The following is a 26553-nucleotide window of genomic DNA, read 5'->3' on the forward strand; positions in this document are numbered from 1 at the left end:
CCCCCGATCCATGAGCATCAGGTTGGTCTGATCTGTTTTTGTCGGAAATACGCACTGGATGATCTAATTTAAGGATTCATGTCGAATGCCTGCGCTGAAGGCGAAATCTGAATGACGTCCAAGCACAGGCTATGGCTTCTTTTCTTCTGTAGCGGCCGGTGTTTGGGAACGCCTCCTGTGGACTTCTAAATACTATCCGTCTCACGCGTCACTTCTCATCATAAATTTCCCTGCCAGGCACATCGGACGCACATCCTTGATGTCCGCTATGTGCAAGGTTCGTCATGTCATCGCCTCAGAGAAAATCAGAACTCGACGGCTTGCGCTGTATCGCTGTGGTACCCGTCGTTGTGGCGCACGCCTGGGCTACGCTTTTGCCTGGTGGTCATCTGGGCGTTGATATTTTCTTCGTTCTATCCGGGTATTTGATCGCAGGCCTTCTTGCGCATGAGATCTCGACCAACACGTTCTCTCTTCAAAATTTTTACCGACGGCGGATTCTGCGCCTCATGCCTGCGTTTTTCGTTGTTGTGGTTGCGACCCTCATGATGAGCTGGCTTGTTCAAACACCTTCCGAAACCGCAGTGACATTCAAGACTGCCCTTGCATCTGTCTTTTCGATAAGTAATTTGTATCTCCCGATCACAGGTGGATACTTCTCTCCGAACGCGGCCCTTAATCCATTACTCCACACCTGGTCTCTCGGTGTCGAAGAGCAGTTCTACCTCATTTTTCCTCTCATCCTGTTTATCATCATGAAGTGGGCTCCGAGGTCTTTGCTTCCGGTTTTGACTTTGCTCGCGTTCGCAAGCTTGCTTGACAGTTACAGCTTGCATTCAGACAGATCGAACTGGGCACATTACAGCCCGCTTGCACGAGCCTGGGAGCTGCTGCTCGGCGCCGCGCTTGGAACATGCCTGGCCAAACCAGGCCATGCACTTCGATCGCGCCTTTCTTCCATTGTCGTTGATGCTATCGCCTGGATCAGCTTGTCCGTGATCCTGTTGACCTTTTCTCACAGCGGGGGAAAAAATGAGTTCTTTTCCCAGGTCATGATCAGCTTAGCTACGGCATTCCTCATCTGGTCTATCATCGGTCGGAATAGTTTCATTGTCCGCGTCTTCCGGTGGCGTTTTCTGGTCTGGACTGGGCTGATGAGTTATTCCATCTATCTGTGGCATCAGCCCATAATGGCTATGACGCGCCTTTTTATGGACGATGGCCGTATTACTTTTCTCATTGTCACCGTATTGGCTTCCGTCGCTTTTGCGTACCTGACTTTCAGGTTTGTAGAGCAGCCTGCCCGTCACCTTGACTTGCCTCTGCGCAAGGTATCTATTTTCATCTGTGCGTTCGTCGCCTCGTTGACGTTGCTTTTTACATATGCTGTTGAGACGCATTGGTTCGGGTCACGCTATGACCAGGCCTTGATCGATGAGGTGGTCAATCACCATGATGCACTGAAAGCCAGTTCATGCTCGAATTGGCATACGAAAGCACCCGAAGGCATTTCGTTCTGTCATATACCCGCAACGCGACCGACAATGGATCATCCCCCTACCGTGGCGATCTGGGGTGATAGCCATGCCATGGCTTTGAGCGCTGGGTTTATCTCTCGAGACAGAGATTATGGGCTGGCGATCTTTGGCAGTGCAGGGTGTCCAATTCAGTCCGAGGCATCGATGCCAGCTCCCAAAGCCCTGCTGTGTTCTGAGAAGCACAACAAGGCCCTAAAAGAGATACTGTCCGATCCGAGTATCCGCGTTGTCTTAGTTCATTCGAAGTGGAGCTTGGAAAATCAAAGTCCAGCGCAAGTTGCGGAGATGGCGCGCTACTTGGAGGGCGCACTTTTGGCCGTCAAGGCGTCCGGCCGGAATGTGATTATGGTATCGGCAGTCCCGATATATCAGAGGTCCCCAAAAGATGCGATTTTGCGTCAGCAGAGGTTGCCGTTCGTGGCAACTCCTCGCCAATCGATCGCAGACTACAGATCAGACACAACGCGCATGATAAATGGATCGCTTGATGTCGCGCGGTCCGCTGACGTTCAGGTCATTCGCTCAGAGGATGTTTTTTGCCCAGGCGGTGAGTGCGTGTCTGCGCAGGGCGGCCTGCCGCTCTATTTCGATAGCAACCACTTGAGCATTCTCGGGGCAAATTTGCTCGCGGATGCGATACAGCCAAAGATCATTGAGCTTCTTGAGGCAGATCGTTTAGGACTAATGCTAGAATAGTATCCACGCAGACTGCGTCACGCACCGCTCCATATGCAGGGTGACGCCCTTCGCCAACAATGCGGTCCGGCCGATATCTGGCATCATGATGCCAATACCTTTCAGTAAGCTAAGGGTCTTGTTCTGAGGAGCTTTACGCCCAGTCCAACCTAGGTTGGTCAGATCGAGATGAGCACCGTTCGGTGTTGGCCCTGATAGTAGCGATTACACTTTTTGCTGACCAAGGGCATCCATTAGCTGGCGGACCCGGATACATCATCTTCTGCTCCGGGCAACTCCGTATGCATGCCTGCCTGCTTTCGTGCTAGGCTGCATTCGTGGCTTCCAGCTGCGAATTCCCGGCACGCGCCTGGTCGTTTCTCGTATATTCGGCAAGCGTAACGACCACCCTTCAGCCGGAGCGCAACGCAGCTGTTGCATGCGCTGCGCGCCATGACGCGAACGCCGTCATCGGCTTCCCAAGAGCCGAATTCGATCATTCTGCGCACAGAGCGCGTGAGATACTTTGGAAGGACAATGTCTGTTGCCTCAACAACAACCTCACCGGCGAAAGTGCAGCACGCACCGCATTCCTGACAGTCAAGTGGATTGGAGTTGGTGCCAGTTGCCATGTCGTCGCGTCCTACATTTCATTCGTGCCACCGTGGCATGGGAGATTGGGCCATGATACAGCTCAACATTATCATGTCGCGTTGACGCTCAGGGATTGATTTTTGACGCGATCATCGACGATCTCATTTGTTCGAAAATTGCATATTGGCCTTGAACAACTTGAGCGCAAGGCGTCGGACTTTACGTCCATCAGTCCAGTGCTTGTCCGGTTTGAGGCCGGATGCAGCAGCACGGGCCCTAAGGATGCCGTGCGGAATCCGCTCGTGAACATCCATTCCGCCATACATTCCACCATACTCGTCGGCCGTCATCACAAATCCTGGACGAATCCACATATTTGCGACTTCGATCACAAGCCGCTGCCCCGCAGAGACGACCTCGATCCAGACGTGAGGCATGCGTCCAGAGCCCGTGTATCCACGAACGATGTCAAAGGTCATGCTACTGCGTGCAATGAGCATCATCCCTGCATGGGTTGCAGTGTAAATGCACGTGCCGTCATCAACGGTGCTTCCCCTCCATGAAGAGAGACGGTCAATATCGAGGGCGTCATGAAGGCGTTCGAAAATGGTTTTTGAAATACCACTATTCTGTGGTGTGAGATCAAGCAGGATCGGGCCTGTTCTGACCAGGTTTGCGGTGTCCACGATACCCTTGATTTCGTCTGCCCGTTCTTGGCTTAAAAGCATCAATAGTCTTCCATGAGTCATCCATTTCAGACAATATTGGCCATAACGCCAATTCCGAAATCCTAGTTTATCGGCGCAGGACGGCTATGATGCCGGGTATCCGCTCTTGCAGGTCCTTGAGGCCTTCTTCGTCCAGATCAGCACTGATTGCGACGCGTCCAGCGATCACATCTATTCTGATGTCCAGGTTGTCGATGGATGCCGTGGCGGCCGGTAAGGGAGATCGAACCTTCATGCTCTTGGGCTGAACGTCAGCGGCCTCATCGCCTCCGACGAGCCACGCGTAGCTTACCCCCAATACGTCAGCTACCTTTGTGAGGTTATCAGGTCTCGCGCCAAATTTGCCCCCCGCCTGCCTTGCGCGCCTTTGCCAGTTCCTTATGAGGTCCCTGCTTCCACTCGCCTCTTGAGACACATGGGATAGAGTCAGATTCAGAGCGCCGGATCGCTGCGCGATGCGATCGAGAACCGATATCATGTCCATTTTTTTACCTCAACTAAGTGCGGATATAACCGATGTTCTTGCGGTTTTACGGTAAACGATTTAATCTGGGAAGAACTTTCTCTTGCGGTTTCCATTTATCGCCATGCGAAGGTGTGCGAGGTCTGGATGGTATCTAAAAAGCGGACTTACGATCGTTCAAGCGACCCGACGGTTAGAATGCAGTCAGTGCTGGATTGCTTACAACGCGCCTGGCTGGGAACCTCGCTGTAAATCTTTCCGAAGTCCGAGAGAATTCGTGACGTGCGTGCTTTCTCCATGCCGGCTTGACTGCTCCAGATCGCTCTTGCTCGCGCGATGCCAATGAAGGCTCGCGCTCGCGACCCTGCGCGCGACGTCGAAGCTCATCAGGTAGTCAGGATTAGGTCACAGTAATGAAGGAGCCGGTCCAACCCAAGCACGGCGCGGCTCCCCATTTTTTCTACACGCGATCAGGACTGATCCAATAGGAAACCAAGGCGTGGTGGCGGTGGGGCTTCGGAGTTCTCTGCTGTCGGGGGCTGGGACTTGCACCCGAGCGTGATAGTCATGAATGTCCGCAGCAGCTGGCAGGTGACCTTATTCGACTTAATGCCCACTTCTGATTTTCCATCTGCGAGGCGACTCCCAACCGAGTTTATCAAGACGCTTGCGGATAGCGGCTTCGGAGATGCCGAATTCGACCGCAAGATGTGTCAGAGGACGGGCATCAGCCAGCCCCTTGAGCTGATCCGCCATCGTGTCTCTCATTGACCGGGACAGCGGCTTGATGCCAGTCGTCAGGCTCTCATTGAGGTTCGCTGCGCGCCGTGCAGTGCGCTTGATTGCAAGATGATCATCCTGGCCCCATCGCGACGTTCGGTGTGTGGTGGCGCGCACCAGTGATGCCTCATAGGTCTCAATGAGGCGAATGACTTCAGGGAGTGCAGAGGTCGAGATCAAGGCGCGAAGGCCCGCTATGATAGCTGGTCCAGCCGGTATACTGGCCCGGTTGATCTGAGGTTTGGGTAATGTCAGTTTCTTTGGGCCGGACATATCTTGTGTGGCGTGGTCACTGATCCAAGTCTGTGACCCCTCCTGGTCAAGGAAGGTGTCGAGGTCGCAGGCTTTGCGGTGAGGGGATGAGTAAAACGCGTCCATCTCATCTGAGAGATCCACAAGGCCATTGAACACGCGATTAGCGGAAGACTTCGGGTTGAAGATGCGGGTTTGACGCCCATCCTGAGATAGCAGGGAGAACACGACCGGTTGTGTTGGTAGACTGTTGGACCAGGTGATCAGCTCAAAGCCTGTCGCGCCTGTCATCCGGAAGATCTGCCTGGACATTGTGTCAGAGAGAAGCGCTATAACTGCTGTCTGGGCAGGAGTGATATCCAGCAAGTCCGGGGCTTTGGCAGACGCGCTTGAAATGACTTCACAGCTCTCTGTCGTGTAGCGCAGGCGAATATTGCCGAAGGTGTCGGCATCAGATAGCGCTGGCATGATCGCGTGAGCAATATCCAGCACAAGCCGTTGCACGTATTTGCCCTTCCTGTTGCGCCTACTAAACAGCAGGTCGCTGTCCGCCGTGATGGTCGGTGGTATTGTGGTCATGTTTGCGGTCTTTCGCTTGAGCATGTTGCACCCCTGTCGGTTTTCGTGCGAACCAACTTGCAGGGCCTTTTTGTTCAATATCATCTCCGATCGGACTCATCACTTCAGGGATTCCCGCAAATGCTGATTTTGTTCCGCAGAGCCACGAACGGCACGCTGAGCACTCCGCTCAGGGCTGATAGTATGTGGATGTTGCGAGCAGGGAGCGTAGAAACTTTTTTTCAAGAACGTATGCGACGGCGCGATCGTAGCGCCGCGAGCCGGCCGGCTTGACGCGACTGACACACCCCATGTCGGCAAGTTCAGCCATAATATCCTCAACAGCATTCCCGGCCGCGGCAAAACCTGGCGAAATCTCCCGGCATGTCAGAAGGTGCGGCCCCCAGGCATCTTTTAGCCCGCGCTTCAAGAAGCCTCTGTTCTGGAGAAAAGAAAGTAAGTCGTCCTTAGACCAGACCTTGCTGTCAGGGGTTTTTAGAAGATTGCCCCTCCCCGCTACATAGATGAATTCTGACCCAACTTTTCTATATTGCACCAGCGCAGAGCGGGCGCTCTGGATAACGACGAGATCGAACAACTCGAGGCGGACAAGATCCTGATGGGATGTGAACGGGCAGTTGGCTCCATCATGATTGAGCATTTCCGGGCCAATATTCAGTAATCGTCGATCTTGATGATCAGCACGACACATTGCATTTGCCAATGACTGATAGTGTTCAAGTGACCAGATATTGGGTGGACGTTCTGATTTTGCACGCCATCTTTTGACGGCGAGCATGGCCCAGTTGGCGATCTTCGCGCGGGCCGCGTCAGTTTCTCGCTGCCGCGCCCTTTGGCGTTCTTCAATCTCCGCGAGGTGAATAGCACAGCGAGCCGCAATCGTCTCATTATAAACCCAGAAACGCGGTGCCCCGTAAGTGACGGCGGATCGAATGTCGTCTGCTGATTCGCTACGGGCAAGTCCTGACAGATCAATTTCGATAGTGGTATTCTTACGCGAAGCCAGTATAGATTTTTTCCGCGGATCGACCTGATGCGTGACCATGATCTCGACAAAAAGTTCTCGCCCGTTCTGGTCTGTGACAATGAGATCCGGCCGGATTCCATCAAGGTAGACCTCGATCCGAACCGACGAAAGCTTCAGAACAGGCCATGGATCGCTCGGATCGCGATCACGCGTATCGAGCCATCGACCGTTGACCAAAGACTCAGAACCCCAGCCTCCAGGGCCGAGGTTCTCGGCCACAATGTGCGGAACGCTGACTTCCATGCAGTCTGCAATCATCTGCTTTGCCAGCAGGTGGATAGCTGTCTCGCCGGCGGTCCTGCACTCGTCTGTGCTCAGATGATAAAAGTGATCTGATTTATCCGATTTGAATTTCCTGGCCCGGACCTCACTCTCGCAATCGGGACAGACCAGTCCTTTTGTCCCGGTTTCAACGAAGTCGACATGAAGAAGGTTACCATTTGCGGATCGACCATAAAGAGTGCGTGGGCCACCACCGACGCCAGGAAGGAAGCAGAGTGTCTTAGCGGCCCGATCCTCGCACGACATCGGCATATCGATGAATGTTGCAGACACATCGTGGTTAAATGTCACCCCGATTACCCATCCAGGTTGTGAGATCGATCTCGACTCGGGAAACTATAGCAACGTTTGAGTTCAAAGCAATTTAGCTTAGAAGGGCGTGATCCAATTTTCGATATAGACAGCAGTCAGCGAGCGAAAAATCTGACCGCTAGGCGACGTCATTGTGGATGAGCGGAGTTGACGACGATGAATTCGCCTGCCACCGCACCAGAATGCCAGCGATCAAGAAGCCGATCGCGCCCATGAAAAACGACGATGGGCCGCGAAACGATGCAATCGATCGCCATATGGATGATATGCTGTCGATTGCTGGCTCGCCAAGAAACAGGCCTGGTATGACTGCGACTGCTATCACTGACATGATCGGCAAGATGCCGACGGCAAGCATCATGCGCCACATAAGAGCGCCTTGCAGGGCCTTGGCGGTGATATAAATCCCTGCACCGATCGTGGCGCAATATACCAAAAAAGCCAGAGCCATCGGAACGATCGACATCAGGAGGATTGCCTGGACGAAAATACCCAATACGGACTCGTCGACCAGACTTATACAGCGTGTGATGCTGGCCGGGCCACACGGGCCAGCACCCATGTCGGTCCATGGCATAAAAAAGCTGAGCGCGAATGCGCCTCCAGCAAAGACCACAAGTGAGGTCGTGAAAATATTTTGCTTTTCGAGAAAGACGATCATCTGAATGGATTACCTTGCTTGTCTCAACGCTTGGGTGCGCAGGGGTTTGTGCGCTCCTTAGCGAGGAAAATTTGGAAGTCTTGCAGAAATTGTCGTTTAGCTGCTTCGATGGAAAGCATCTGCTGGGGGAGGGCGAAGGAGTCAGATGTGAAGTCGTTACACTCTCCGTTGTGCCCCTCTGCGGACGCCAGGAAGCCGCCCACGAAGGATAAGAGCATATCCTCTTCGGTGAAGATGTTTTGCGTTGCGGGCTTCAAGTCAGCAATTTCGGCCAGCCTATCCACCGTCACAAAGGGGCAGAGCTCACCTTCAGACATTGTGGAGTGTCTGATCTGGACAACGGACCCATCGGACGTCACGTCGAGGATGGTGATTTCACCCTTTGGGCCGTCGCTACGATGAGGATAGACGTCTCCGATCCGAAGTCCATATTGGTCAAACTTACCCAGCATCCAGCACCTTGCGAAGAGTTGTTATCAAGAGCCCGCGTTGCCGCCAACTTTACTTGCAAGGGATATGGCATCGGTTCTGGGGAAGCAAAAATCAGTTCGGCAAGCAACAGTCGGTTTCTGAACTGGCAAAGCCTCTTCATTTTTCTGGCCGGTTCTTGAGTACAATCTGTTGTCATGGGCGTAGCCCAGAGCTCATGACATCTTCTTTTCAGTGCTTATTTTTGACTTTTTTGCTGGTGCTTCTAACGATCAAGAGGCCCTCGATTTCAATCCAGGGAACTTCACCGAATTGAACCGGGGAGTATCATACCCATTCGGTAATGGTCAGGCGATCCCCATAAAGGCCCAAGGGTCTTCAATCTTTTTTGGAAGACATTCCGTCATCGCGTTCAAAATTTCAGAAAGCGTATGCTCTTGGATCTGTAGCGCTTCGGTCAGCAGTCCGCGACCAAACTTTGTCCATGGATCAGTGTCTGTCAGTTGCGGTCGAGTCATCCTCTCGAGACTTTGTGCATCGAGACAAGCGCAGTTGCCAAGTTCCTCCGAGAAGGTTAGGAAGCCGCGCAAAATATTGACAGAGCGTTTTATCCAGAATCCATCTGCGTGAGTTGCTGCGGCTCGTAGCAGCGCGTCTGAGGCGGTCTCGGCATAGAAGGTTCTTGCAACGCCCAATGGCGTCGATTGGGCAGCCTTAACGGGATTTGTGATCGATTTGGCGAAGAGCTCCTTATCGACCAGTCGTGCTGCCGCTTCAAGTATGGTATTAGCCGTCGGGGGGAGCCGCATGGCGGACCTCGGATTGGATGAATCAGTCACGTAAGGCAATGCCACCATGACGAGGAATGGCAAGACACAGCCGAGTGCGGCTAGTTGCGTGAGGGCAGGGAACTGATCATCGGGAGCAGCTTCGTCACCCACGTAGTCGCAGAATGTGGTATGGCAGGTATGCCCGGCTTCTTTGGCAAAACAATCCAGTCTAGCACTTGCATCCAGCTCTGGCAGTAATTCAGCCAGAATGCATTTGATGTCGGCGCGTGCGCCGAATAGATCCGGTGAAAGTCTTATCGTCATTGTGCGTCCTGACATCACCAGTGTCTGTAGGCTCCAGCTCAGAGGCTTAACGGAAAATAGTTGACATTCGGTGCTGCCACCCATCGACTTGGAGCCTTCTTCAGGTGGTCATATAGAATATGGGAATACGCTTCGTGCCCCAGAAAAAGTTATCTGATTTTGCCTTCAATGCGCCCGATTACAACTTGGAACAAGCGATCCCGAAGGTCATCCTGACTGAAGCTTATGCCCGCTAAGGCCTTTGTTATCGGGGAGATTTTCTCTTTTTCGACACGGACCGTTTTCTCTCTTCCTTTGCGGACTCTTCACGTTGGCTCATGAAGGTCAAAACCAGCGGCCGGATGTTGTTGCGCCAACTGGAGCCCGCGAAAATGCCGTAATGTCCTGCGCCCGGCTCAACATGGCTAAACTTCTTTTCTGCGGGCAGGCCTGAGCACAGCGTGAGTGCTGCAATGCATTGACCGGGTGCTGTAATGTCATCAGCCTCCCCCTCGATCGTCATGATCGCCACATTTGAAACCTGTCTGATGTCGATCGTCTTTCCGGCGACGGTGAAGGCATTGCGGGCGATCTCGCCCTTCTTGAAGATGCGATCGACAGTCGACAGGTAAAATTCGGCCGGCATGTCCATGACGGAAAGGTATTCATCATAGAAGGTGTTGTGCTTGTCGCAGTTGGTGACCTCTCCGGCGGCAGCCCGCGCGATCTGGCTCCTGAAGGCACTTGCATGCTTATCGGCATTCATGGCGACAAAGGATGTCAGCTGCATCAGTCCGGGATAGACTTCACGCCCAGCGCCAGCGTGACGATTGCCGACGCGCTGAATCATGCTTTTCTCCAGCTGGCGCATGTCGACCTTGTCACCAAAGTCCGTGACCTCGGTGCGCGCTGCGGAGGGATCGATCGGCCCACCGATCAGAGTCAGGCTGAGTGGCTGCGCTGTTGGGTCTTCCTGCGCCAAATAGGCTGTTGCTGCCAGGGTGAGCGGAGCTGGCTGACATACGGCGATGACGTGTGCCTCTGACCCCACTTCGCGGATGAAGTCGACGAGGTAGAGCGTGTAATCTTCGACATCGAACTTTCCTGCGCCGACAGGTATGTCGCGCGCGTTATGCCAGTCTGTAATGTAGAGATCGACGTCTGGCAGAAGACTGGTGACAGTGGCCCGGAGCAGCGTGGCGTAATGGCCCGACATCGGCGCAACCAGCAAGACCTTCCGCTGAGGCGTTTCGCGGCCTTCAACGACGAAACGCAGAAGGTCTCCGAAGGGTCGTGATGTGACGATTTCAGTTTCAACAGAGCGCTCGAGCCCATCCGTATCTTTGAGGGGCAGAATTCCCCATTCTGGTTTTAGCGACATCCGCTTGAATGTCCGCTCCGTGACCTCGCCCCAGCCGCGAAGCCAGTTCGCGGCCGGGTTTGGTGTCATCGTCAGAAACGGATGCGTGCCGATTGCCTGCGCCGCGGCGCCAAGCCATTGTTGGGTAATCCTGCCAGCTTCCATCAGATCGTAAGTGGCCATCATGCGCATGTTATATCTCCCCGCTGGTTTCTGTTCGATAGTGATGCAGCGATCCTTGTCTGGACGTGGTCTCTCTATCCACGACCCCGTCAAGCTGAACCTGTTCTCAGAATATGGGTTCATTTGAGGGAAGCGTGTCACCACCTTGAGCATCGTGATCATGAGCATATGCCAGTCGGCGATCATCCGATCTTGAGGTGCCGCGCAAGATATCCATATTGTTGCATGAAATTTGGCGCCGGGATTTATGAGCACCCGCGCCCCTCGTTTTCTCCAATAATTATTTGCTTGCAATTGTTATTCTTCTCGTCTCGACGTCCTGTTATCGGGAGCGTAATGTATGAACTACGAGTGCTCCAATTTGCATGATCGACCATAGGAGTTGTCGTGACGCTTGCTTTCCATTTTTCAAGACAGAGAGACTTCGTCTTTGGAAAACGGCTTATATCACTGACGAAGCGTGTCGGGCCCTGCGGTGAAGTCGTTCGCAAGATCGCTGGATCGCGTAAACTTTCTGAACCGGTGCCAAGCGTTATTATCTCTCAGCCAAGCAGCATCAAAGCGCCACTCTCCCAGCGTATTGGAGGCAAGGCCACTGCGCCGATGTGTCAGGTTGTCGAAGCTGACGGCTATCGCCTCTTGGCCATGGAATATGGCTCCGCGATGATCACGCGGGATCTTGAAGCTGGGCAGATCGCGATACTGCCAGCTACTTTTCAGCTGCCGACGAAGATCATGCGGTCGAGAGACGGTGTGGCTGCCATTCTCTGGATCAGGCCGAATGAACAGGGACAGATCACCGTTTCTTTGAAATCGAGTGCGAGTGCAAAGCCCGCCGTCGCCTTGGCGGGAAACGATCATCCAGCGCTTCCGCAGTTCGACGCGGAATACCGAAATGACGTCGAGAGTGCGCTTCGTGCAGAACTTCTATCAGCCGCTCATGCGATCGAGGATGCACTCATTCGTAACGCACTCGCCGAGATCCCGGATTGTCCCGCCGTTCTATGTCGCCAGTCCTTGACTGACGGCGCAGATCAGGACCGAGCGAGGAGCATCCTTTGGAGTATCTGCGACATTCTCGTGTCAGAGGGTGTGGTATCTGACGACATTGCGATAAGGCTCGAGATGGACGAGCTTACACAGGATGGGTCGCCGCAACGGGCCGTCCTTCGGTTCGAGAGCGTCGCATGGCAGTGGGATTGCCTTGCGTCAGACGTTCTCTTCAGTCGATTTCTCCAGCCGCTCGCGGCCTCTCTGTCCGGGCTGGAAAATGCCTTTACAATTGACCTTGTGCAACGCGGATCGGCAGCATCTCGGAGGAGCAGTCTTGTCGTGTCCATCGGCGATAAGCCAAGCGCACATGAGCGTCTTGCGGTCTATTCTGAGTATCCGGCTCTGAAAGATGTAATACTTGGGCTTGCACAAGGATCGCTTACGACGATCAGATGACTTTGCGAAGCAGCTTGGCAATTCAAAGGCATCATTGGCCGACACTGCTTTTGCGTGATACTCCAAATCAGTTAGTGTGTGGACCACATGCGATTTCTTGGATCATAGTCCGGGCGATTCCTCCATTGTGAGCACATGTTTTGCCGCGAAGACGATTTCTTCGCCAACTTTCTCACCTGTGATGTTCACCTCTTTTACAAGCTCGCCGCGGTAAATCCGAGACTTTTCACGACCGTGAATACTATTGACGCGGACTAGGATGAACTCGCCGCAATGAGGAAACGAATAGACCAAGCCCACATATTGCCCCGCGGTCAGCGCGTTCGCTTCATCCAGAGAGACGAGATCGTGACGATTGTCAGGGTGTATCCAATCCTGCCCTGCGAGGCCCTCTGTTGTCTCAATCTTTCTATAGGCCATCCGGCAACACTCCGTAGCTCACGTGCGTATCAGTATACCTACCTGATCATAAGCCATCGATCGGTCCTGAGCCAGACCGCGATCCTGGCCTGCACGTCGCACTGCAACTGAAAGACAGAAAGAAAGACAGGCAGCGGTTACAGGGCTCAACCAACAAATACGAGCGTCTTGGATTGCCATGCCCTCAGATGATCATCCCATCCTTCCAGGCAAGATGAATGAGCCCGATACTGACGAAGGCAAATCTCTTTTTGTCCGTAGCCAGAGATGATCGCATGAGTGCAAGGGCGTCTGTCAGCATCGTAGAGGCACATTGCTGCGTGTCTGCGTGATCGAAGCCGTCGACAACGATATCCATCTCGAAGTGCTCGCGTTTTGCCTCAGCTATCTCGGTCATTCTAACGACCATGCCTGTTATTGCCTGGATCGCCGCGGCGACAAGAGGGGCTTGTGTGTTTCCGTCATCCCCGCGTCGATCGGTGACTATGGTGTCGATATTGAGCCGCAGGGTGTAGGACGTCACAGGCATACCCATGACATCTCCACCGACCTGGTCGAAGTCTTCCGATGTCAGGCTACCGCACAGCGTGATGTAGCCATAAGGCCGGCGGAGATGTGGATCATGGCGCGCGCCCGCCAGCAGACTGTAATGGAACTGTCCGTCTTCGCACCACGGCGTCTTGGTATATCCGGCTGATCCGGTATCCCCTTCGATGTCAACGATCATGCGATGAAGGACATCAGCGCTTGTTCCGCCAGCCATAGTGATAGGGATGCCGACAGTATCGTATTCCGGCATGAAGTCTGAGACTAGCTCGCTCACCGTGCCAATCTCCCCGGCGCGCATGGCCATTTGACAGTCCAAGGGGTGGGGATCTGAACGATGCGCTTCAAGGTGGGCGATAGCGGTCTTTGGATCTCTCCAGGAGAGCATATGCTTGAGCGTGTGCACGTATGTCTCGGAGATTGCAAAGGCACGCCACACATCCGGCCGTTCAAGCGTCACAGTCAGGATCGGCAGACCTCTCGCCCGTGGGGTGTTTCGGTTAAGCAGTTCAGTTGTGGACCCGACGGGCAGCTCGAGATCGTATCCTGTAGCCGAGATGTTGATGCTGTCAGCCAAATACTTAATCGCGCTCGAATACTTATGGCAGGTTTGGCTATAGGTGTGATCCCCGGGGAGATCGTGCTGAAGAGCGATCTCGTAATTCTCCGCCAAACTGGAGAGAACGTGGATTTGAAGACCGTCAGGTATGTCTTTATGCGCCCACAGCATAAGATCCCCAATATTCTTGGTGATGTCACGCAGCGTATCGAGGTCATCGTAGGACGGGACATAATGAGGCTCGGGCAGGCAGGGCGGCCAGTAGGTCATGACAGACCCATCCCACCAGAGGCCTGCTTCGTCATGCACCTTGGTCATGACGCCAGTCATGGTGTCTTCCACGTTTCGACTTGCGGGACGGAGCAGGGGAGGGACGTGGCCCATGAGGTCACGCGCCTCTTGAACAAGCTCCTCCATCGGGCGGAGCAAGTCCTGGATCGGCGCGGGCGTGTGCTCGAACAAAGCTGGAAGGGGTAGGTTGAGCCACCCGGCTTCATCGACATATTTAAGCGACAGAGTATCAGCATGCCGTTTCGACGCATTCACACGGAATGAGGCACCGATGCCGACAGACACTTTCCGTTGCTTTGGGATATCAAGATCAAACACGATCGGCAAAATTGATCCGTATGCCCCCAGCGATCCGCGGGCACCGCTCGCGTCGCTAGCGAAAGAGATCATTGAGTTGTCGCGAAAGACTATGAACTGCTCGGATCGGCCAAAGATCCGTCCGTAGCGCACCGGACCTTGGGGCGCATGGGAGAGGCATCGCAGCATGTCCTCAAGCTTACCTGACAAACCTGTCTGTCTTTCGATGGCATCCAAGGCCAGAGATGCGAATGTTCCCATGCGGCTTACGATTGATGTGCCGACGAACGGCTTCGTGGAGGAGATATCATGCAGGCGCCGGACGGCAGCCACCTGATCGGCCATTGGCGTCTGTATCGGTCTGGCTGCAAACATGACTTCTCTCCTGTTGTTGAGAGAATAGTGCTGCGATGCAGCGTGAACTATTCAGATTTTTCCAGTGGGGTCCAGTTCCGTTGCGCTCAGGCCATTTTGCGGAGGTGCATTGGGCGAAGCAAGTCGCTGACATCGACCGTTGCGCTATCAGCAAACAGATCCTTCGCATCTGACTCGCTGAGGCCGGCTTTAAGTAGTGTGCTCTGCCAATTTTCCTCTGTCAGGCGCCAGTAGCCTGCCTCGATGCGCTGTCGCCCTTCACCCATCGCACCAACGACCTCTGGCCCTGTTCCGATGATACGAAAAACGCGCGCCATAAGACTGTCGAAGATTCCGATGACGGATGCGATGTCATTGTGTCGGACGAAGGCTGCACCCGCCAGCATCAGTGCAGCCGAGACAGACGAAGGTCTATTCCTGCTCAGACAAAATCGGGTGCACTCCCATATCTGTGGGTCACAGAGGCCGCCGACCGGCAGAAGGGAGGGGAAGATTTCGGCGGCCATCGTCCGTCCGGTTGTCGGGAGTAGTCGGAAAGACCCGCCATGATGCCCATCGGCTGTTTCCCATATGACATAAAGCGGATCTATCGCATCATACTGGTCGAATTCCATGCCGTTTTCGTCGAGCGTGACGGGCCACCCGTGTCTGACATGGAATTGATAAGCGCGATCAGTGTGCATCGAATCCCGCAAGTCAGGGTATTTTTCCAGATCCTTCAGTCGCAAATAGAGCATTCGCCCTTGCAAGATCTTTTCCTGCATGACCATTTAAATCTCCATCCTGCATTCAACAGGATGGGAATTAGGCCCCGATATCGCAGGCCGCGTATCGATACCCTATGTGCGGAGTGATTGAGGTCAGGAATTATGCAAATCTTTTGACTGGTGAGATGTTCGCGCTTGAAAATGTCAATCGCAGCAGGTTCTAAAAACTTCCTGTTAGGATTTTTCGGCCAATCATTACGTTGTAATGCAATTTCCGAAAGGCCACCTCATGACATACCACAAGTTTTTCCGAATTCTGGCGTCGACAGCTATCCTGGGTGTGCTGACAGGCTGCATGAGTGGCTCGGATGGCGGCGGAGGGACTTCTCTCGAAACGATCGCGCCGCTGGCTGGAATGACTGAAGAACAATACAGCAAACTACAGGCGCGCGGTGTTGTGGCGAAGGACGGTGTGCCCACGCGGTTCACGAGTGTCGCGTCCACGCGCACTTCTGGCTCTGGGTTCGATGAACCTGTAGGGCGAGAGGAGGGGTCTTTGACCTTTCGATCCGGCGAAGAACAAGGCGGCGTCGTTACGCGCAATCCGACTGTCACTCTGACTGTGAATGATCTGACGGGGGATGCTGTGTCTTTTCACCCGCGATACGATCAAAGCAAGAACAGCTTAGGACGGCCTGTGGTTTCCGGCTCCCCGGGTGACGTCAACGGCAAAAAGATCTACCTCGGCCGAAGGACGCAGAACTTACGGCACACCGCAGTTGTGTATCTTCCCCGGGGGGATGGACACATGTATGTCGGAGGATACGCAAGTGACATTCAAGGGCTCAGATGGTCGCACGGAGTCTTTGGTCGAGAGACGACACCCGACGAGGTGCGTGCGCTACATGGCAGCGCGACATTTAACGGCGTGGGAGCAGCAACAGTCAATTATCTCAAATCAGACGAGGGCGAGGGCGGAGGCTTCTATGAGGGCAACACGTCGGCGACCGTTAATTTTGTGAACAACACCTACGTGATGGACGGCAATTTTACCGGAAAGAGCGTAGCTCCTTTTGAGGCATTGCCTTTCACGATGTCATCGTCAGGGAAAATCAACCCAGACGGCAGCATGACAGGAACTGTCACCTATGGGGGACTTGATGCTGTCAAATCGACCATCAACGGTGATGTAGATGGACATCTTTTTGGACCTGGAGGCCAGTCGATAGGCGCTACCTTCATTGGTCATGGTAACGATGCCAGCGACAATTATGTAAACATCGTGGGCCATGCCGTGCTGAATCGGAACTGATTTTTCAGCTGCAAGTGCGTCGGCGTCCAGGAATTGGCGGGTCAGGGCGATTTTTCGCATTGAGCCGGATGGCTCGAGAGAGTGAGGCTCGGAACGGTTTCTCGTCAGGCTCTATGAGCATGTCGCAGTTATTGGCACCAATCACTGGCCCGGCACCCACACCCATCTCGCCTTCAGTCGCCCAGTGTGGAGTCGTCTCGTGATCTTGGCTTCTTTGACCCGCCTGCCATGACGTCAACCCGGCGCTGTGCAACAGCTCTCATGACGTCAAGTCGCTCTGCGTAGCGTGAGCCTGCTGTCGATGGGGCATATGGCTTCGGTGCGTCCTGAGCAGTCCCAGTCGTCTGTCTTACTGCATCTGATCCCTCTGCAATCTTGCGCATTCCTGGAGCCTGGACGCTTTCGTAGTCGTCGATACGCATACCGTCACGGGCACGCGATCTACCGACAACAATCCCATCAGGGGTCGTCTTGCTCAGCAGTTTCGTGGCACCCTTTTCAAGCAACTTCTGGCGACCTGCGGCGGCATCGAGAAGATCCGTCATGGTTTTGCTGACAGCTTTTGATCCTGTCAGACCTTCGGCTTTGGCTGTCGCCTGCACGAGGGTCTCGAAGGCATGAGCCTCCAGGTCGACGCCGACCCCGCTCGCAACGACGACAGGCTTTTTTGCAGACGCACCGATTTTGGTCTCGTAGCGTCGCAGCTTGACCACGGGCGGAGGTGAGCCAGCATCTCGCAGGCTCGGGAGAGACGTGGGGGTGTTTCCACCCAAGACCAGGTCAATAATACGAACCCCGTTTTTTCCACTCTGAATGACACCCATGCCGGACAGGCCAAGCTTTAGAGCCTGCTCTTCGGACATGGTGGATTTCGATAGATCTTGAAGGAAAGAATGCGCGTATTGCTTCATGAAATTTACTTTCGATACCATCTTACTATGGTATATGGAGCCATTCTGAGGAGCCCGCACCCCGATGTATGAGATCAAGATTTCCTCCAACGACAGTATCGAGATCGATTTTTGGGGCCCGCGCCTGAAGGCGGCGCGCACGATGCGCGTCGATGCCTGGTTCGAAGTTTTTTCGGGATGGCGCACTGCGGGTGGGGTGTTAAATTTCGACCCGTCGGCCGTGCAAGCTTTGTTTTGCGATCTCCGCATTGACGCCAGACGGGTGGCGCGCATGCTGGATGCGCAGGGTGATGTTTCAGCAGCTCCGATCGACCCAAAGCCAGAACTTGCCGATGATGGCGAAAGCCAGGTTCTGCGGGACGAGCTTTACAACGAAGAGCTGGTATTTTCTGCTCTGACGGAGCGACTGGGTCTGAAGGGGGTCGATTTTGGCGATCCATCTGACGTTGATGCCTTCATCGCGATGCGTGAAGTCCTCGCCAATGAGGGTGCGTTTCAACCTGGGTTGCGCGGCATCTGACCTTCAGACAGCCTTGCCTGATCACTTTTGAAAGAAGCCGAATGCTTCGGCCACCGCTCTATCGACTTCGCGCTCCAGCACACATCGTTGATCATGATCCATATCGTCCAGTGCTAGTTGCCGCGCCGCAGATGATGCACGCTGTGCTGGTGCGCTCGTTGGATCAGGGATTGGGAATTTGCGCACATGTCGCGTCATGAACCTTCTGCGGCCAGCGTAGAGGCGTTCATTGAACGTGAAATCATAGAATGTCTCGATCAGAGCGCTGTTTCCAACAGCGAGCATCAGCCAGATCAGGTCGGGATCGGTGTTATCGTCGAGCTTGATCCAGTAGCAATCGCCATTAATGACGGAGCCTGATGTCTCGAGCCAGAATGTCGGGCGCTCCGAGATATCGCGAAACACGATTTTCGGCGCATCCCAATCCGCAGAGCAGTGTGGCACCCAGATTTCAAACCATGCACGACCGGCATCGATGACATACGACCGTCCTTCGAGTTGTAACCGGTGGTGTTCGAGGTGTGCGCTGCTGTTGGGGTAATGCGAGAGATCAACAGCAGCTTTTCGTCCGTCTTTCACTTCATGCGGATAGAGAACCGCATGTGTTGGCGCCATGGATGGACGATAGCGGCTGGCGATATGATGTGTGACCAGCGGGCGTAATAGCTCCGGTCTGGGTGCGGGCCAGTCGGTGTTGATGAAAACCTTGTCGGCGGTCGTTTTGATTCCGACGCTGACCTTGCAAACATCCTCGAAGTTTTTCCATGTATGATTTGCCACTTGTGACAACCAGTCGATCGTCAGCGACGAAGCCAGACGCCACGTGCCGCTGGTGTCCAGGTTTCCATATCTCTGCTCGAAAAGACGGCCGTTGTCAGTCCTTTTCACTTGATCCTGTTTGAGATCGCAGCACAGGTCGTGCGTGTCGACGACCGCAGCTCCGGCGGGTGCAGCAGATATTTCGTATATAGCCGTGAACGCAGCGCCAGCGGCTCCGCATTCATCCACAGTAGTCGGTCGCTCAAAAAAGAGGACTGCTGGCAAGACGGCGGCGTCGAACAATCGCGTGTCGCCCAAGTCCCAGACCGCAGTGACGCGGGTCATCGCAAGCAGTGCTTCGCGAACCTGTCGGCCGGCTGCCGTGCTCAAGATCCGGTTCGATGTAATGACTGCGGCGTGACCACCTTCATCAAGGAGTCGCATGATCGACAAGATGAATGGGAAAGCCAAGTCTGTTCGCCCAGACAGGTCGAAACTCGTTTTGATCCTGGTGCGCACTTCTGGTGGCAGGGACTGGATGCGCACGTAAGGCGGGTTCGCAATAATGAAGTCGAAGCGTAAGCCGCTGATCTCAGCGTTCAGCGCAAATTCAATGAAGTCTTCCTGATGAAACACGCATGCAATATCCGGGTATGCAGCTGTCAATCTGTCTCGTGTCAAATTGACAGCGACATCATCAATATCCACACATGTGACACTACATCGAGATCTATCTCGCTGCGACATTGTTGCTAGGAGGGCTATCGAGAGTGACCCGTCCCCACACCCTGGGTCCAGGATACGGATTATCTTTGCTGGCGCCTCTTTCGTGCCCCTGTTCGCGTGCAGGGTCTGCGCCACGGCATTCGCGAGCCTTATGGGGGTGTATGTGGCTCCGGATGCTTTGCGATCTGTCCGCAGCGCGTGTCCGAGCATCTCACGATCTTCTATACCCATCCAACTATACTCATGTCGCCTTGTAAGGACTTAGTTCTGATGTGTTTGTTTCGCTAATGCCGGGGAGAGAAGTGTCACTTCCGCCCGATTTCGATGATACAGCGGCCTGCATGCGACATGTTTTCACCTCGGGATCGGTAGCTAGTTGAAACCTTTCCAGTCTGAAGTTCGTGACTTAATCAACCCATCGTTGTATGCGAGATTTTGAAAATCGCGGCGACGAGACCCTGACGACGAGGCCCCAGACGTGACAGCATCACAAGATACAATCTCGGACGCGCATATTATTTTTGAGACCGTCTGCGATGGCGCGAGCGTCGGTATGATAATTATAGATGACAAAAATTTCTGCCTCTACATGAATAGTGCGGCTGAGAGGGTTACGGGCAAGCGGCTTGTCGACATCAAAGGTTCCTGCATTGATATGTCGCTGCCTGCGCTTTCCGGTTTCTTGGGTGATGACCAAAAGGGTTGGCCAACTTCATCTCCAGAGCTGCTTGATCAGCCAGATGGCTGGTACTGTCCCGTCAGCGTAACGGTTCGATCGATCACAAACTCTTCAGGAGAAGGCATGATCAAGGTTCTCGAACTAAATGATCTTTCAGATAAGGCGAACACCATTGCGTCCCTCGAACTAGAAAAACGGACACTGCAAACGTTGAACAGGACTGGAAAAATGTTGGCAGGAACATTTGATCTTGAAGAGATTGTTCAGGCTGTGACTGATGCTGCAACCCTTCTTTCAGGAGCGCAGTTCGGTGCTTTTTTCTACAACGTGGTGCGTGAGGGCAGAGAAATCCATCTTTACACCCTGTCTGGTGCGTCATTTGAAAGCTTCGCCCACATGCCCCAGCCCCGGCATACACAAGTTTTCAAGCCGACTTTTGTCGATGCTGAGGTCGTGAGGGTTGCTGATATAAAGTCTGATCCTCGCTACGGTAAAAACTTGCCTTTCAAGGGCATGCCGGATTATCACCTTCCCGTATCGAGCTATTTGTCAGTTCCGGTCTTGTCGCGATCGGGGGAAATTCTCGGTGCTCTTGTTTTTGGCCATGAAAATTCTGATGTTTTCACTGAAAGTGCAGAACAGACCATATCTGCTATCGCCGCCCAAGCAGCTATCGCGATAGACAATTCGCATCTTTTTCATGGTCTTGAGCGTGAGGTTGTCGAGCGCCAGAGAGCTGAGGATCACCAAAAACTTCTTGTGCAAGAACTCAATCATCGCGTGAAGAACATGCTTGCCACAGTGAGCTCGGTCGCCACTCAGACATTTCGCCGGTCTACTAGCGAGGAGGTTATGAGGACTTTTCAAGGAAGACTCATGGCATTATCAACCAGTCACGGACTCATCATGCGGTCTCAATGGCGGGATGTCGAACTGTCTGAGCTTGCCGCGACGGCATTACTAGGTTTTGCTGATACAGATCAAGGGGGTAGGGCCACTTTTTCTGGACCCGACTTTCGGCTTAGCCCGCGCGCAGCACTTGCCTTGGGGATGGGTTTTCACGAACTCGCAACCAATGCAGTTAAGTATGGCGCGCTTGGAGAACGTGGTGGAAACCTCAAGATCGAATGGTCTATTGAGGAAAACGGCATCTTGACAGTCGAATGGTCTGAGCGGGGCGGCCCCACAGTGCAAGAACCGGCTTGCCGTGGTTTTGGAAGCAGGCTCCTCGAGGATGGCATTGCCCATGAGCTTGGCGGCGATGTCGATCTCGTGTATGAAGCTAGTGGATTTTCCTGTACAATAAAGATGGATATAAAGGATGTTGCGGCATGAAAGTGGAAGGGCTTGAAGGTAAGCGCGTGCTCGTTGTTGAAGATGAGATGCTGGTTTGCATGGACATTGAAGACATGTTGGCGGAGTTTGGTTGTATCGTTGTCGGGCCTGCGCCATCTGTAGATCGCGCCATGAAAGTCATTGCGATGGAACAGTTTGATGTTGCCATGCTGGACCTCAACCTGGCCGGCAAGCCGAGCTATCCGATCGCCGACCACCTTGCGGAAAATAATATCCCCTTCATGTTGGCAAGCGGATACGCCGATGTCCGTCCGGATCATGCTGATCGCCCGCGGCTCCAGAAGCCGTTCATGAAATCCGAACTTCGCGACAAGCTTCTGGAAACTATTCAAGGGGTCATGTGATGATCTCCGGTGCGATGCAGAAATGTGTTGCATCGCCGTTGACCATATTCTGATTTTTTCGCGTGATCGGCGTATTTCTCATCATAAGCCTCTTTGCAATGCAGTCGATGTCGCCGTAGATATCACCGCAAAGAGGAGAGATTGATGATTTATCGTATCGTTACTGCACTGACATTCCTGACCGCAGCCCCTGCCTTCGCGCAGGGTGCCTGGGACCACGCTTACACACCCGGATTTGGCGGTCAGTGGGAGGGACGCTTTGAGGCCCCAGACGGTAGCTATAGCGCGCAATACGGATGCGTCATTGGTGGAAATTCGGTCTCGTTTTTTGCTACCGGCCCGCACGTAGGACCAGGAAAATCAAGCCTGTCCGTAGATGGGAAGGTCGTCTTCGAAGGTAATACGGGCTACAGCTCAGAATCAAATTCTACCTACATGGAAATTTCGGCCGATGCGAGCATGGGGGCTGAAACGAAGCAGGCGTTTAATGCTGTCGTCATGGCACTCGCAGGTGGCAGTCAGGCTGTATGGACAACACCTGACGAGACCGCATTTTCTATCAGCCTCGCGAATTCCAAGGATATTGTCGATGGTTGCATCCTGAGCTGAGCGAGATGCTTCGGTAGCCTGACAGATACACTGCGTTAAATTAAACAAGCGCCATGCAGATCCGTCTGCATGGCGCTTGTTCTATGGTATCATAAATGACCTGAGCGACGGCTGCCCGCGTGATCAGGAACTGCGATCAAGGAGCGTAAAGGCATCGTCGTCGGCCTCTTCGTTATCAGCTCCGTTGGCGTCGAAGGCTGCGGCCTTCGTCTTGAGAACTTCGAGGATGTCGGCACGGATGATGGCCAGATCCGGCCCTGTGGTGCGGGCGATCACGAGGGTGTTCGCAGAAATATCGTCGCCAAGGTGTGCGTCCAGTGCGGCAACAAGTGCGTCATGCGTTTTGTCTGTCATTTTCTTCTTCCTGATGAACCTGATGGGTAAGTGGTGGCATTCAGATGAAATGCCACCACTTGCGCGTCAGATCTTACCTATCCTGGCCTGGTCGACCAATGGATAGAACCTTCTTCTTCTCTGTTGTGCGTCTGGCGTGAAGGTCTTCCGCGAGCTTACGCACGCGGTCTTCGCGAGCTGGCGCTTGGAGGGCGCCGTTTCCGGTCACCGCAGCTGCGGCTTCGCGTCCACGGAAATGGAGCAGGTCCTCTTTCCAATCCTTGTCGATCTGTTTCTTTGCAGGCTTCACCTTGAGTTCGATTGCCGATTTGCTCAGGGACTGTGAAAGGCCAGGAGACAGCTGTCCGTGGATGCGCGAATCCTGCCCTGCTTTGGGGCGGGCTGCACGGTGAATACGGGGACCATCGAGGTAGACGAGGTTCTGCTCACCGAGGTTTATGTAGCTGCTCTTGTCGTCCTTCATGCGGTCGATGTGTGCAGTTTCACGGTCTGAGATACGGGTGCAGTTCGCTTGTCCTTCATGATCCAGTGTCGTGAAAGGTGCGATGATCGCCATGCGACCCTTTCTTGCAATGATCACGCAGTTGCGGGCCTTACCGTCTGCCTTGGGTTCGTTCTTCCAAAAGAAGTCCGCGCGAACGACCGTTCCGATCGTGATGCCGTCGTCAGCCATGATATGCTCCAGGTTCGTGTTGCGCTTTGGATATGGCGCTTGAAACCTGCTTTCGCCTGCGATGTCGGAAACGCGACACGCAGGAATGGCCACCTCTATGGGTGCTGACCAAGCTCTCCTTGTAAAATGCGTAGTGTGGCGAACCAGATCCACCGAGGTGCTTCCGGATTAGCATCAAGTGCGGGGCGTAAGGCTTGCGCTACCCATATGGCTTCGCTCGCACCTCCAGCCCTGAGAAACCCATTGCTGTCCCCGAAGGCTTCTGGTTCGGATATTGCAGCGGGCACGACTGCGTTTAAAGCCAGTGCGTGTTTTAACGCAGCCTCAGTCAGTTTGAGCGCAAGGTCGCTTCGGCCGTCCACGTATTCTGCCTTCCATGAGATCATGACACGCGCGTAGCGCGCTAACGCTTCATCATTTCCATAGAGCCTGATGGCTGCGTCGGCTTCATTCCATCGCGCATCATTGATGAGTGTGGCAATCAGGATCATCCTGATGCCCTGGTTGTCTGACGGGTTGCAGTCCAGAAGGTCGTGCAGATCCACAAGAGCGGGATCAATCTCGCCGCGGTCGATATGGTGCTGGGCGCGCTTTGCCTTCGCGCGCATGTAGCCGCGCGTTTTTATATCACCCCACCACGAAATCGGTTTCATGCAGTTGGCCTCTATGTAGGCCTCGCCAGCAAGGATGCCGCGATCGAGGATGGTCAAGTAGTCTCTTGGAAAGAGGTCCGGGTCTGCGAGGGCGACGTAGGCGTCCACAAAGAGCGGCACACGCGCCATCAGGCCGACGATCCTGTCGATGGTCTTTGGCTTACTCCAGGCGTCGATGCCGCTTTCCAAAATATCGAGGATTGATTCCTCTGTTTGCCAGTCATCGACGCCAAGCATCTCTGCATCCGTGTCGCTGAGCAGGGCGTCTGGGTCGGGTATTTTGGATAGAATGTCAGTCATGTTGATCTTCGAAGCCAAACTTGAGGATTTCTTTCCAAATGACTAGACCACGTTGGCGTAATCGACAACAATTTGCTTATGACGGCTCTTCTCAATGGACGTCAAGATGTCGAACTTTGGTCGAAAATGGCTAAATGCAGATGAAGCGATTCTTTCGATCCTGCAAACTTATCTTGACGGGTCTGTGAGTCACAGGCTGGCAAACTTGGCCACATCGCTCTCGTCGCGTGAAAGCCCCTGCCACACCTTTTGGGTGCAGCAGGGGCCGTTTCTTCATGTCTGTTTAGTGGTCAGGCGACTTTGGGCCATGCCCGGGCACGTATCTCATCGAACGTCTGGAGCCGCGTGATGACGCCGTTCCAGAAGACTTCGGTCAGCATGTCCTCGCCCTGAGGGATATCCTCGACGCGTGCCGCTGTGAGTTTTCCGTCGATGAGCATGACACCCTGGCGGCCTCGCTTCGACGTCTTGCTCCCCTTTGCGGTGATCGGGTCTTTGTAGACGTCGTGCCAGGCACCGTCACGAAAGTTGGCCGATGCCTTCATCGCATAACCCATCGTGTCACGATCGACCTTTTGAAGCAGTCCGCCTCCCATACCGAACGCGATGTTGCCGATCGCGAGTCCGCGTTCCATCATTGCATCCATGATTTGAACGACCGAATCCTTGTTGACGCCGTCGCCCTGGATGACACGCACCTTTTCATTGAGCAGGCGATATCCCTGGTCGGTTACGGTGTATCCAAAGACATCCATCAAGGCTTCGATGACCGCAGGGACAATCTCGATCGGGTCACCGCTATCCGGCCGAACAACGAAGGTGCCGTCACGGGCAAGGATGGCTTGTTTCAGATCAACGCCAAGGTAGGTTTTGATGAAGTGGAAAAGGTCGTAGCTGTCCGATACGCAGGCGATGATGCCCGTCGGATTGTCCCGGACGAACTTGGTCAGCTGCTCGAGTTCGCCTTTGCGACCAAGTGCTGTCATCGTACTGTGTTCGGTTGCATTGATCGAGTAGCCTGCCATGTCCGCGCCATAGAAATTGCGGGCGTAAAGCGTTCCCATGATCGTGTCCGTGCCCATGCTGCTGACAAGGTGAGCGGCACCACCGATGCCGGCAGCATCGCGTGCGGCAGCGCCACGCGCGCCAAAGTCATGCAACTTGAATGCGACGCCATTCGTCGTGCCATCGGTGGTCTGCATCCGCTTGCCGATAGCGCCGACAACGTAGTGCGACAGGCTTGCCACTGTCGAGGCATACCAGATGGCGCGCAGCAAGCGCGTTTCCAGGTAGCTCACCAGCCAACCCGACCTGGCGTCGGTGTTGCGGATGCGAACCTGCGGCACCGAAATCGGAGCAAGCGTGCCTTCGGGCAGTGCTTCAATCAGGATCGGGAGGTGGCCGCCGTGAACGTCGATGATGTGCTGCCAGCCAGCCACGTAAATGTCGAAGCCGTGCGCCTTGAGATAGGGGGTGGCCTCATCGAGGTCAGCCTGTGTGACGACTTGGCCGGCAAGCTTGACCAGCTCGATCTGAAGGCCAAAGAACAGTGCTGTGTCAATCTCACCCCATGGCTTGCGCGCCTCAATGTAGGACGAAATGATCTCTGTGCCGTCAGGTGTGTGGCTGAAATGCGAGAGCTTGTAGCTGTCGGTATCGAAGATGATGTTGTCGAGATTGACAGCGTTCGCAAACAGACTCGTGGCGTTTGGATTGAAGTGTTTCATTGTCCTGTTCCTCCTCGGATGGACGGTTGTGGTTGGGGATCGGACCTCCC

At 54.1% G+C, this 26553-nt stretch carries 25 protein-coding genes; 7 read left to right on the forward strand and 18 right to left on the reverse strand.

Annotated features, from left to right (window positions below; all coding sequences use genetic code 11):
• The first annotated feature begins 284 nt into the window (after nucleotides 1-284).
• Nucleotides 285-2234: an acyltransferase family protein gene (locus ACOI1H_RS14780; protein WP_422438571.1), complete on the forward strand. Its 1950-nt coding sequence runs from the start codon at nucleotides 285-287 to the stop codon at nucleotides 2232-2234.
• Between the two features lie 233 nt (nucleotides 2235-2467).
• Here the strand turns inward: ACOI1H_RS14780 and ACOI1H_RS14785 are convergent, their stop codons facing one another.
• From ACOI1H_RS14785 to phaZ, 9 genes are all read right to left on the reverse strand, one after another.
• On the reverse strand, nucleotides 2468-2845 hold the full coding sequence (locus tag ACOI1H_RS14785) for a YkgJ family cysteine cluster protein (protein ID WP_422438573.1): 378 nt from the start codon (nucleotides 2843-2845) through the stop codon (nucleotides 2468-2470).
• Between the two features lie 123 nt (nucleotides 2846-2968).
• Complete coding sequence (locus tag ACOI1H_RS14790; protein WP_422438575.1) at nucleotides 2969-3535, reverse strand: hypothetical protein; 567 nt, start codon at nucleotides 3533-3535, stop codon at nucleotides 2969-2971.
• Nucleotides 3536-3602: 67 nt separating this feature from the next.
• Nucleotides 3603-4019, reverse strand: a complete 417-nt coding sequence (locus ACOI1H_RS14795; RefSeq protein WP_422438576.1) for a hypothetical protein — start codon at nucleotides 4017-4019, stop codon at nucleotides 3603-3605.
• Between the two features lie 585 nt (nucleotides 4020-4604).
• On the reverse strand, nucleotides 4605-5687 hold the full coding sequence (locus tag ACOI1H_RS14800) for a hypothetical protein (RefSeq protein WP_422438578.1): 1083 nt from the start codon (nucleotides 5685-5687) through the stop codon (nucleotides 4605-4607).
• A gap of 91 nt (nucleotides 5688-5778) precedes the next feature.
• Nucleotides 5779-7209, reverse strand: coding sequence for a competence protein CoiA family protein (locus tag ACOI1H_RS14805; RefSeq protein WP_422438580.1), 1431 nt, complete (start codon nucleotides 7207-7209; stop codon nucleotides 5779-5781).
• A gap of 139 nt (nucleotides 7210-7348) precedes the next feature.
• Nucleotides 7349-7891, reverse strand: coding sequence for a hypothetical protein (locus tag ACOI1H_RS14810; RefSeq protein WP_422438582.1), 543 nt, complete (start codon nucleotides 7889-7891; stop codon nucleotides 7349-7351).
• 23 nt (nucleotides 7892-7914) lie between these two features.
• Nucleotides 7915-8343, reverse strand: a complete 429-nt coding sequence (locus tag ACOI1H_RS14815) for a hypothetical protein (RefSeq protein WP_422438583.1) — start codon at nucleotides 8341-8343, stop codon at nucleotides 7915-7917.
• A gap of 324 nt (nucleotides 8344-8667) precedes the next feature.
• A complete protein-coding gene (locus ACOI1H_RS14820) occupies nucleotides 8668-9414 on the reverse strand; it encodes a hypothetical protein (RefSeq protein WP_422438584.1) in 747 nt (248 codons plus the stop codon).
• A gap of 244 nt (nucleotides 9415-9658) precedes the next feature.
• Entirely contained in the window at nucleotides 9659-10945 is a 1287-nt protein-coding gene (gene phaZ / locus ACOI1H_RS14825; RefSeq protein WP_422438609.1) for a polyhydroxyalkanoate depolymerase, read from the reverse strand.
• 378 nt (nucleotides 10946-11323) lie between these two features.
• Here phaZ and ACOI1H_RS14830 point away from each other — a divergent pair, with 378 nt between their 5' ends.
• Nucleotides 11324-12385, forward strand: a complete 1062-nt coding sequence (locus tag ACOI1H_RS14830) for a hypothetical protein (RefSeq protein ID WP_422438585.1) — start codon at nucleotides 11324-11326, stop codon at nucleotides 12383-12385.
• A 102-nt stretch (nucleotides 12386-12487) separates the two neighbouring features.
• On the opposite strand, the gene ACOI1H_RS14835 is transcribed toward ACOI1H_RS14830, so the two are convergent.
• The 3 genes from ACOI1H_RS14835 to ACOI1H_RS14845 all read right to left on the reverse strand — a co-directional run bounded on the left by ACOI1H_RS14835 (nucleotide 12488) and on the right by ACOI1H_RS14845 (nucleotide 15643).
• On the reverse strand, nucleotides 12488-12805 hold the full coding sequence (locus ACOI1H_RS14835; protein WP_422438586.1) for a hypothetical protein: 318 nt from the start codon (nucleotides 12803-12805) through the stop codon (nucleotides 12488-12490).
• A gap of 184 nt (nucleotides 12806-12989) precedes the next feature.
• Nucleotides 12990-14873: a hypothetical protein gene (locus tag ACOI1H_RS14840; RefSeq protein WP_422438587.1), complete on the reverse strand. Its 1884-nt coding sequence runs from the start codon at nucleotides 14871-14873 to the stop codon at nucleotides 12990-12992.
• Nucleotides 14874-14959: 86 nt separating this feature from the next.
• The gene (locus ACOI1H_RS14845) at nucleotides 14960-15643 is read right to left on the reverse strand and encodes an acyl-homoserine-lactone synthase (protein ID WP_422438588.1); all 684 of its coding nucleotides are present in this window, start codon (nucleotides 15641-15643) and stop codon (nucleotides 14960-14962) included.
• A gap of 226 nt (nucleotides 15644-15869) precedes the next feature.
• Between ACOI1H_RS14845 and ACOI1H_RS14850 the strand changes: the two genes are divergently transcribed.
• On the forward strand, nucleotides 15870-16892 hold the full coding sequence (locus ACOI1H_RS14850; protein ID WP_422438589.1) for a hypothetical protein: 1023 nt from the start codon (nucleotides 15870-15872) through the stop codon (nucleotides 16890-16892).
• 173 nt (nucleotides 16893-17065) lie between these two features.
• On the opposite strand, the gene ACOI1H_RS14855 is transcribed toward ACOI1H_RS14850, so the two are convergent.
• A complete protein-coding gene (locus ACOI1H_RS14855; protein ID WP_422438591.1) occupies nucleotides 17066-17803 on the reverse strand; it encodes a hypothetical protein in 738 nt (245 codons plus the stop codon).
• 64 nt (nucleotides 17804-17867) lie between these two features.
• Between ACOI1H_RS14855 and ACOI1H_RS14860 the strand changes: the two genes are divergently transcribed.
• Entirely contained in the window at nucleotides 17868-18323 is a 456-nt protein-coding gene (locus ACOI1H_RS14860) for a hypothetical protein (protein WP_422438592.1), read from the forward strand.
• A gap of 21 nt (nucleotides 18324-18344) precedes the next feature.
• Here the strand turns inward: ACOI1H_RS14860 and ACOI1H_RS14865 are convergent, their stop codons facing one another.
• A complete protein-coding gene (locus ACOI1H_RS14865; RefSeq protein WP_422438594.1) occupies nucleotides 18345-20039 on the reverse strand; it encodes an Eco57I restriction-modification methylase domain-containing protein in 1695 nt (564 codons plus the stop codon).
• Between the two features lie 247 nt (nucleotides 20040-20286).
• Between ACOI1H_RS14865 and ACOI1H_RS14870 the strand changes: the two genes are divergently transcribed.
• The 3 genes from ACOI1H_RS14870 to ACOI1H_RS14880 all read left to right on the forward strand — a co-directional run bounded on the left by ACOI1H_RS14870 (nucleotide 20287) and on the right by ACOI1H_RS14880 (nucleotide 22796).
• Entirely contained in the window at nucleotides 20287-21822 is a 1536-nt protein-coding gene (locus tag ACOI1H_RS14870) for an HWE histidine kinase domain-containing protein (protein WP_422438595.1), read from the forward strand.
• Nucleotides 21819-22187 carry a response regulator gene (locus tag ACOI1H_RS14875; protein ID WP_422438597.1) on the forward strand — a complete coding sequence of 123 codons (369 nt, stop codon included), beginning with the start codon at nucleotides 21819-21821 and terminating at the stop codon, nucleotides 22185-22187. Before ACOI1H_RS14870 ends, ACOI1H_RS14875 begins: the two co-directional genes overlap by 4 nt.
• A gap of 144 nt (nucleotides 22188-22331) precedes the next feature.
• Entirely contained in the window at nucleotides 22332-22796 is a 465-nt protein-coding gene (locus ACOI1H_RS14880) for a hypothetical protein (protein ID WP_422438599.1), read from the forward strand.
• A 123-nt stretch (nucleotides 22797-22919) separates the two neighbouring features.
• Here the strand turns inward: ACOI1H_RS14880 and ACOI1H_RS14885 are convergent, their stop codons facing one another.
• From ACOI1H_RS14885 to ACOI1H_RS14900, 4 genes are all read right to left on the reverse strand, one after another.
• Nucleotides 22920-23150, reverse strand: coding sequence for a hypothetical protein (locus ACOI1H_RS14885; RefSeq protein ID WP_422438601.1), 231 nt, complete (start codon nucleotides 23148-23150; stop codon nucleotides 22920-22922).
• A gap of 73 nt (nucleotides 23151-23223) precedes the next feature.
• Complete coding sequence (locus ACOI1H_RS14890; RefSeq protein WP_422438603.1) at nucleotides 23224-23823, reverse strand: hypothetical protein; 600 nt, start codon at nucleotides 23821-23823, stop codon at nucleotides 23224-23226.
• A gap of 95 nt (nucleotides 23824-23918) precedes the next feature.
• Complete coding sequence (locus ACOI1H_RS14895) at nucleotides 23919-24776, reverse strand: hypothetical protein (protein ID WP_422438605.1); 858 nt, start codon at nucleotides 24774-24776, stop codon at nucleotides 23919-23921.
• Nucleotides 24777-25066: 290 nt separating this feature from the next.
• Nucleotides 25067-26503 (reverse strand): nicotinate phosphoribosyltransferase, encoded by a 1437-nt coding sequence (locus tag ACOI1H_RS14900; protein ID WP_422438607.1) that lies wholly within the window; start codon nucleotides 26501-26503, stop codon nucleotides 25067-25069.
• Nucleotides 26504-26553: the final 50 nt, after the last annotated feature.

Source organism: Loktanella sp. DJP18 (assembly GCF_049310965.1).
Taxonomy (GTDB): Bacteria; Pseudomonadota; Alphaproteobacteria; order Rhodobacterales; family Rhodobacteraceae; genus Loktanella.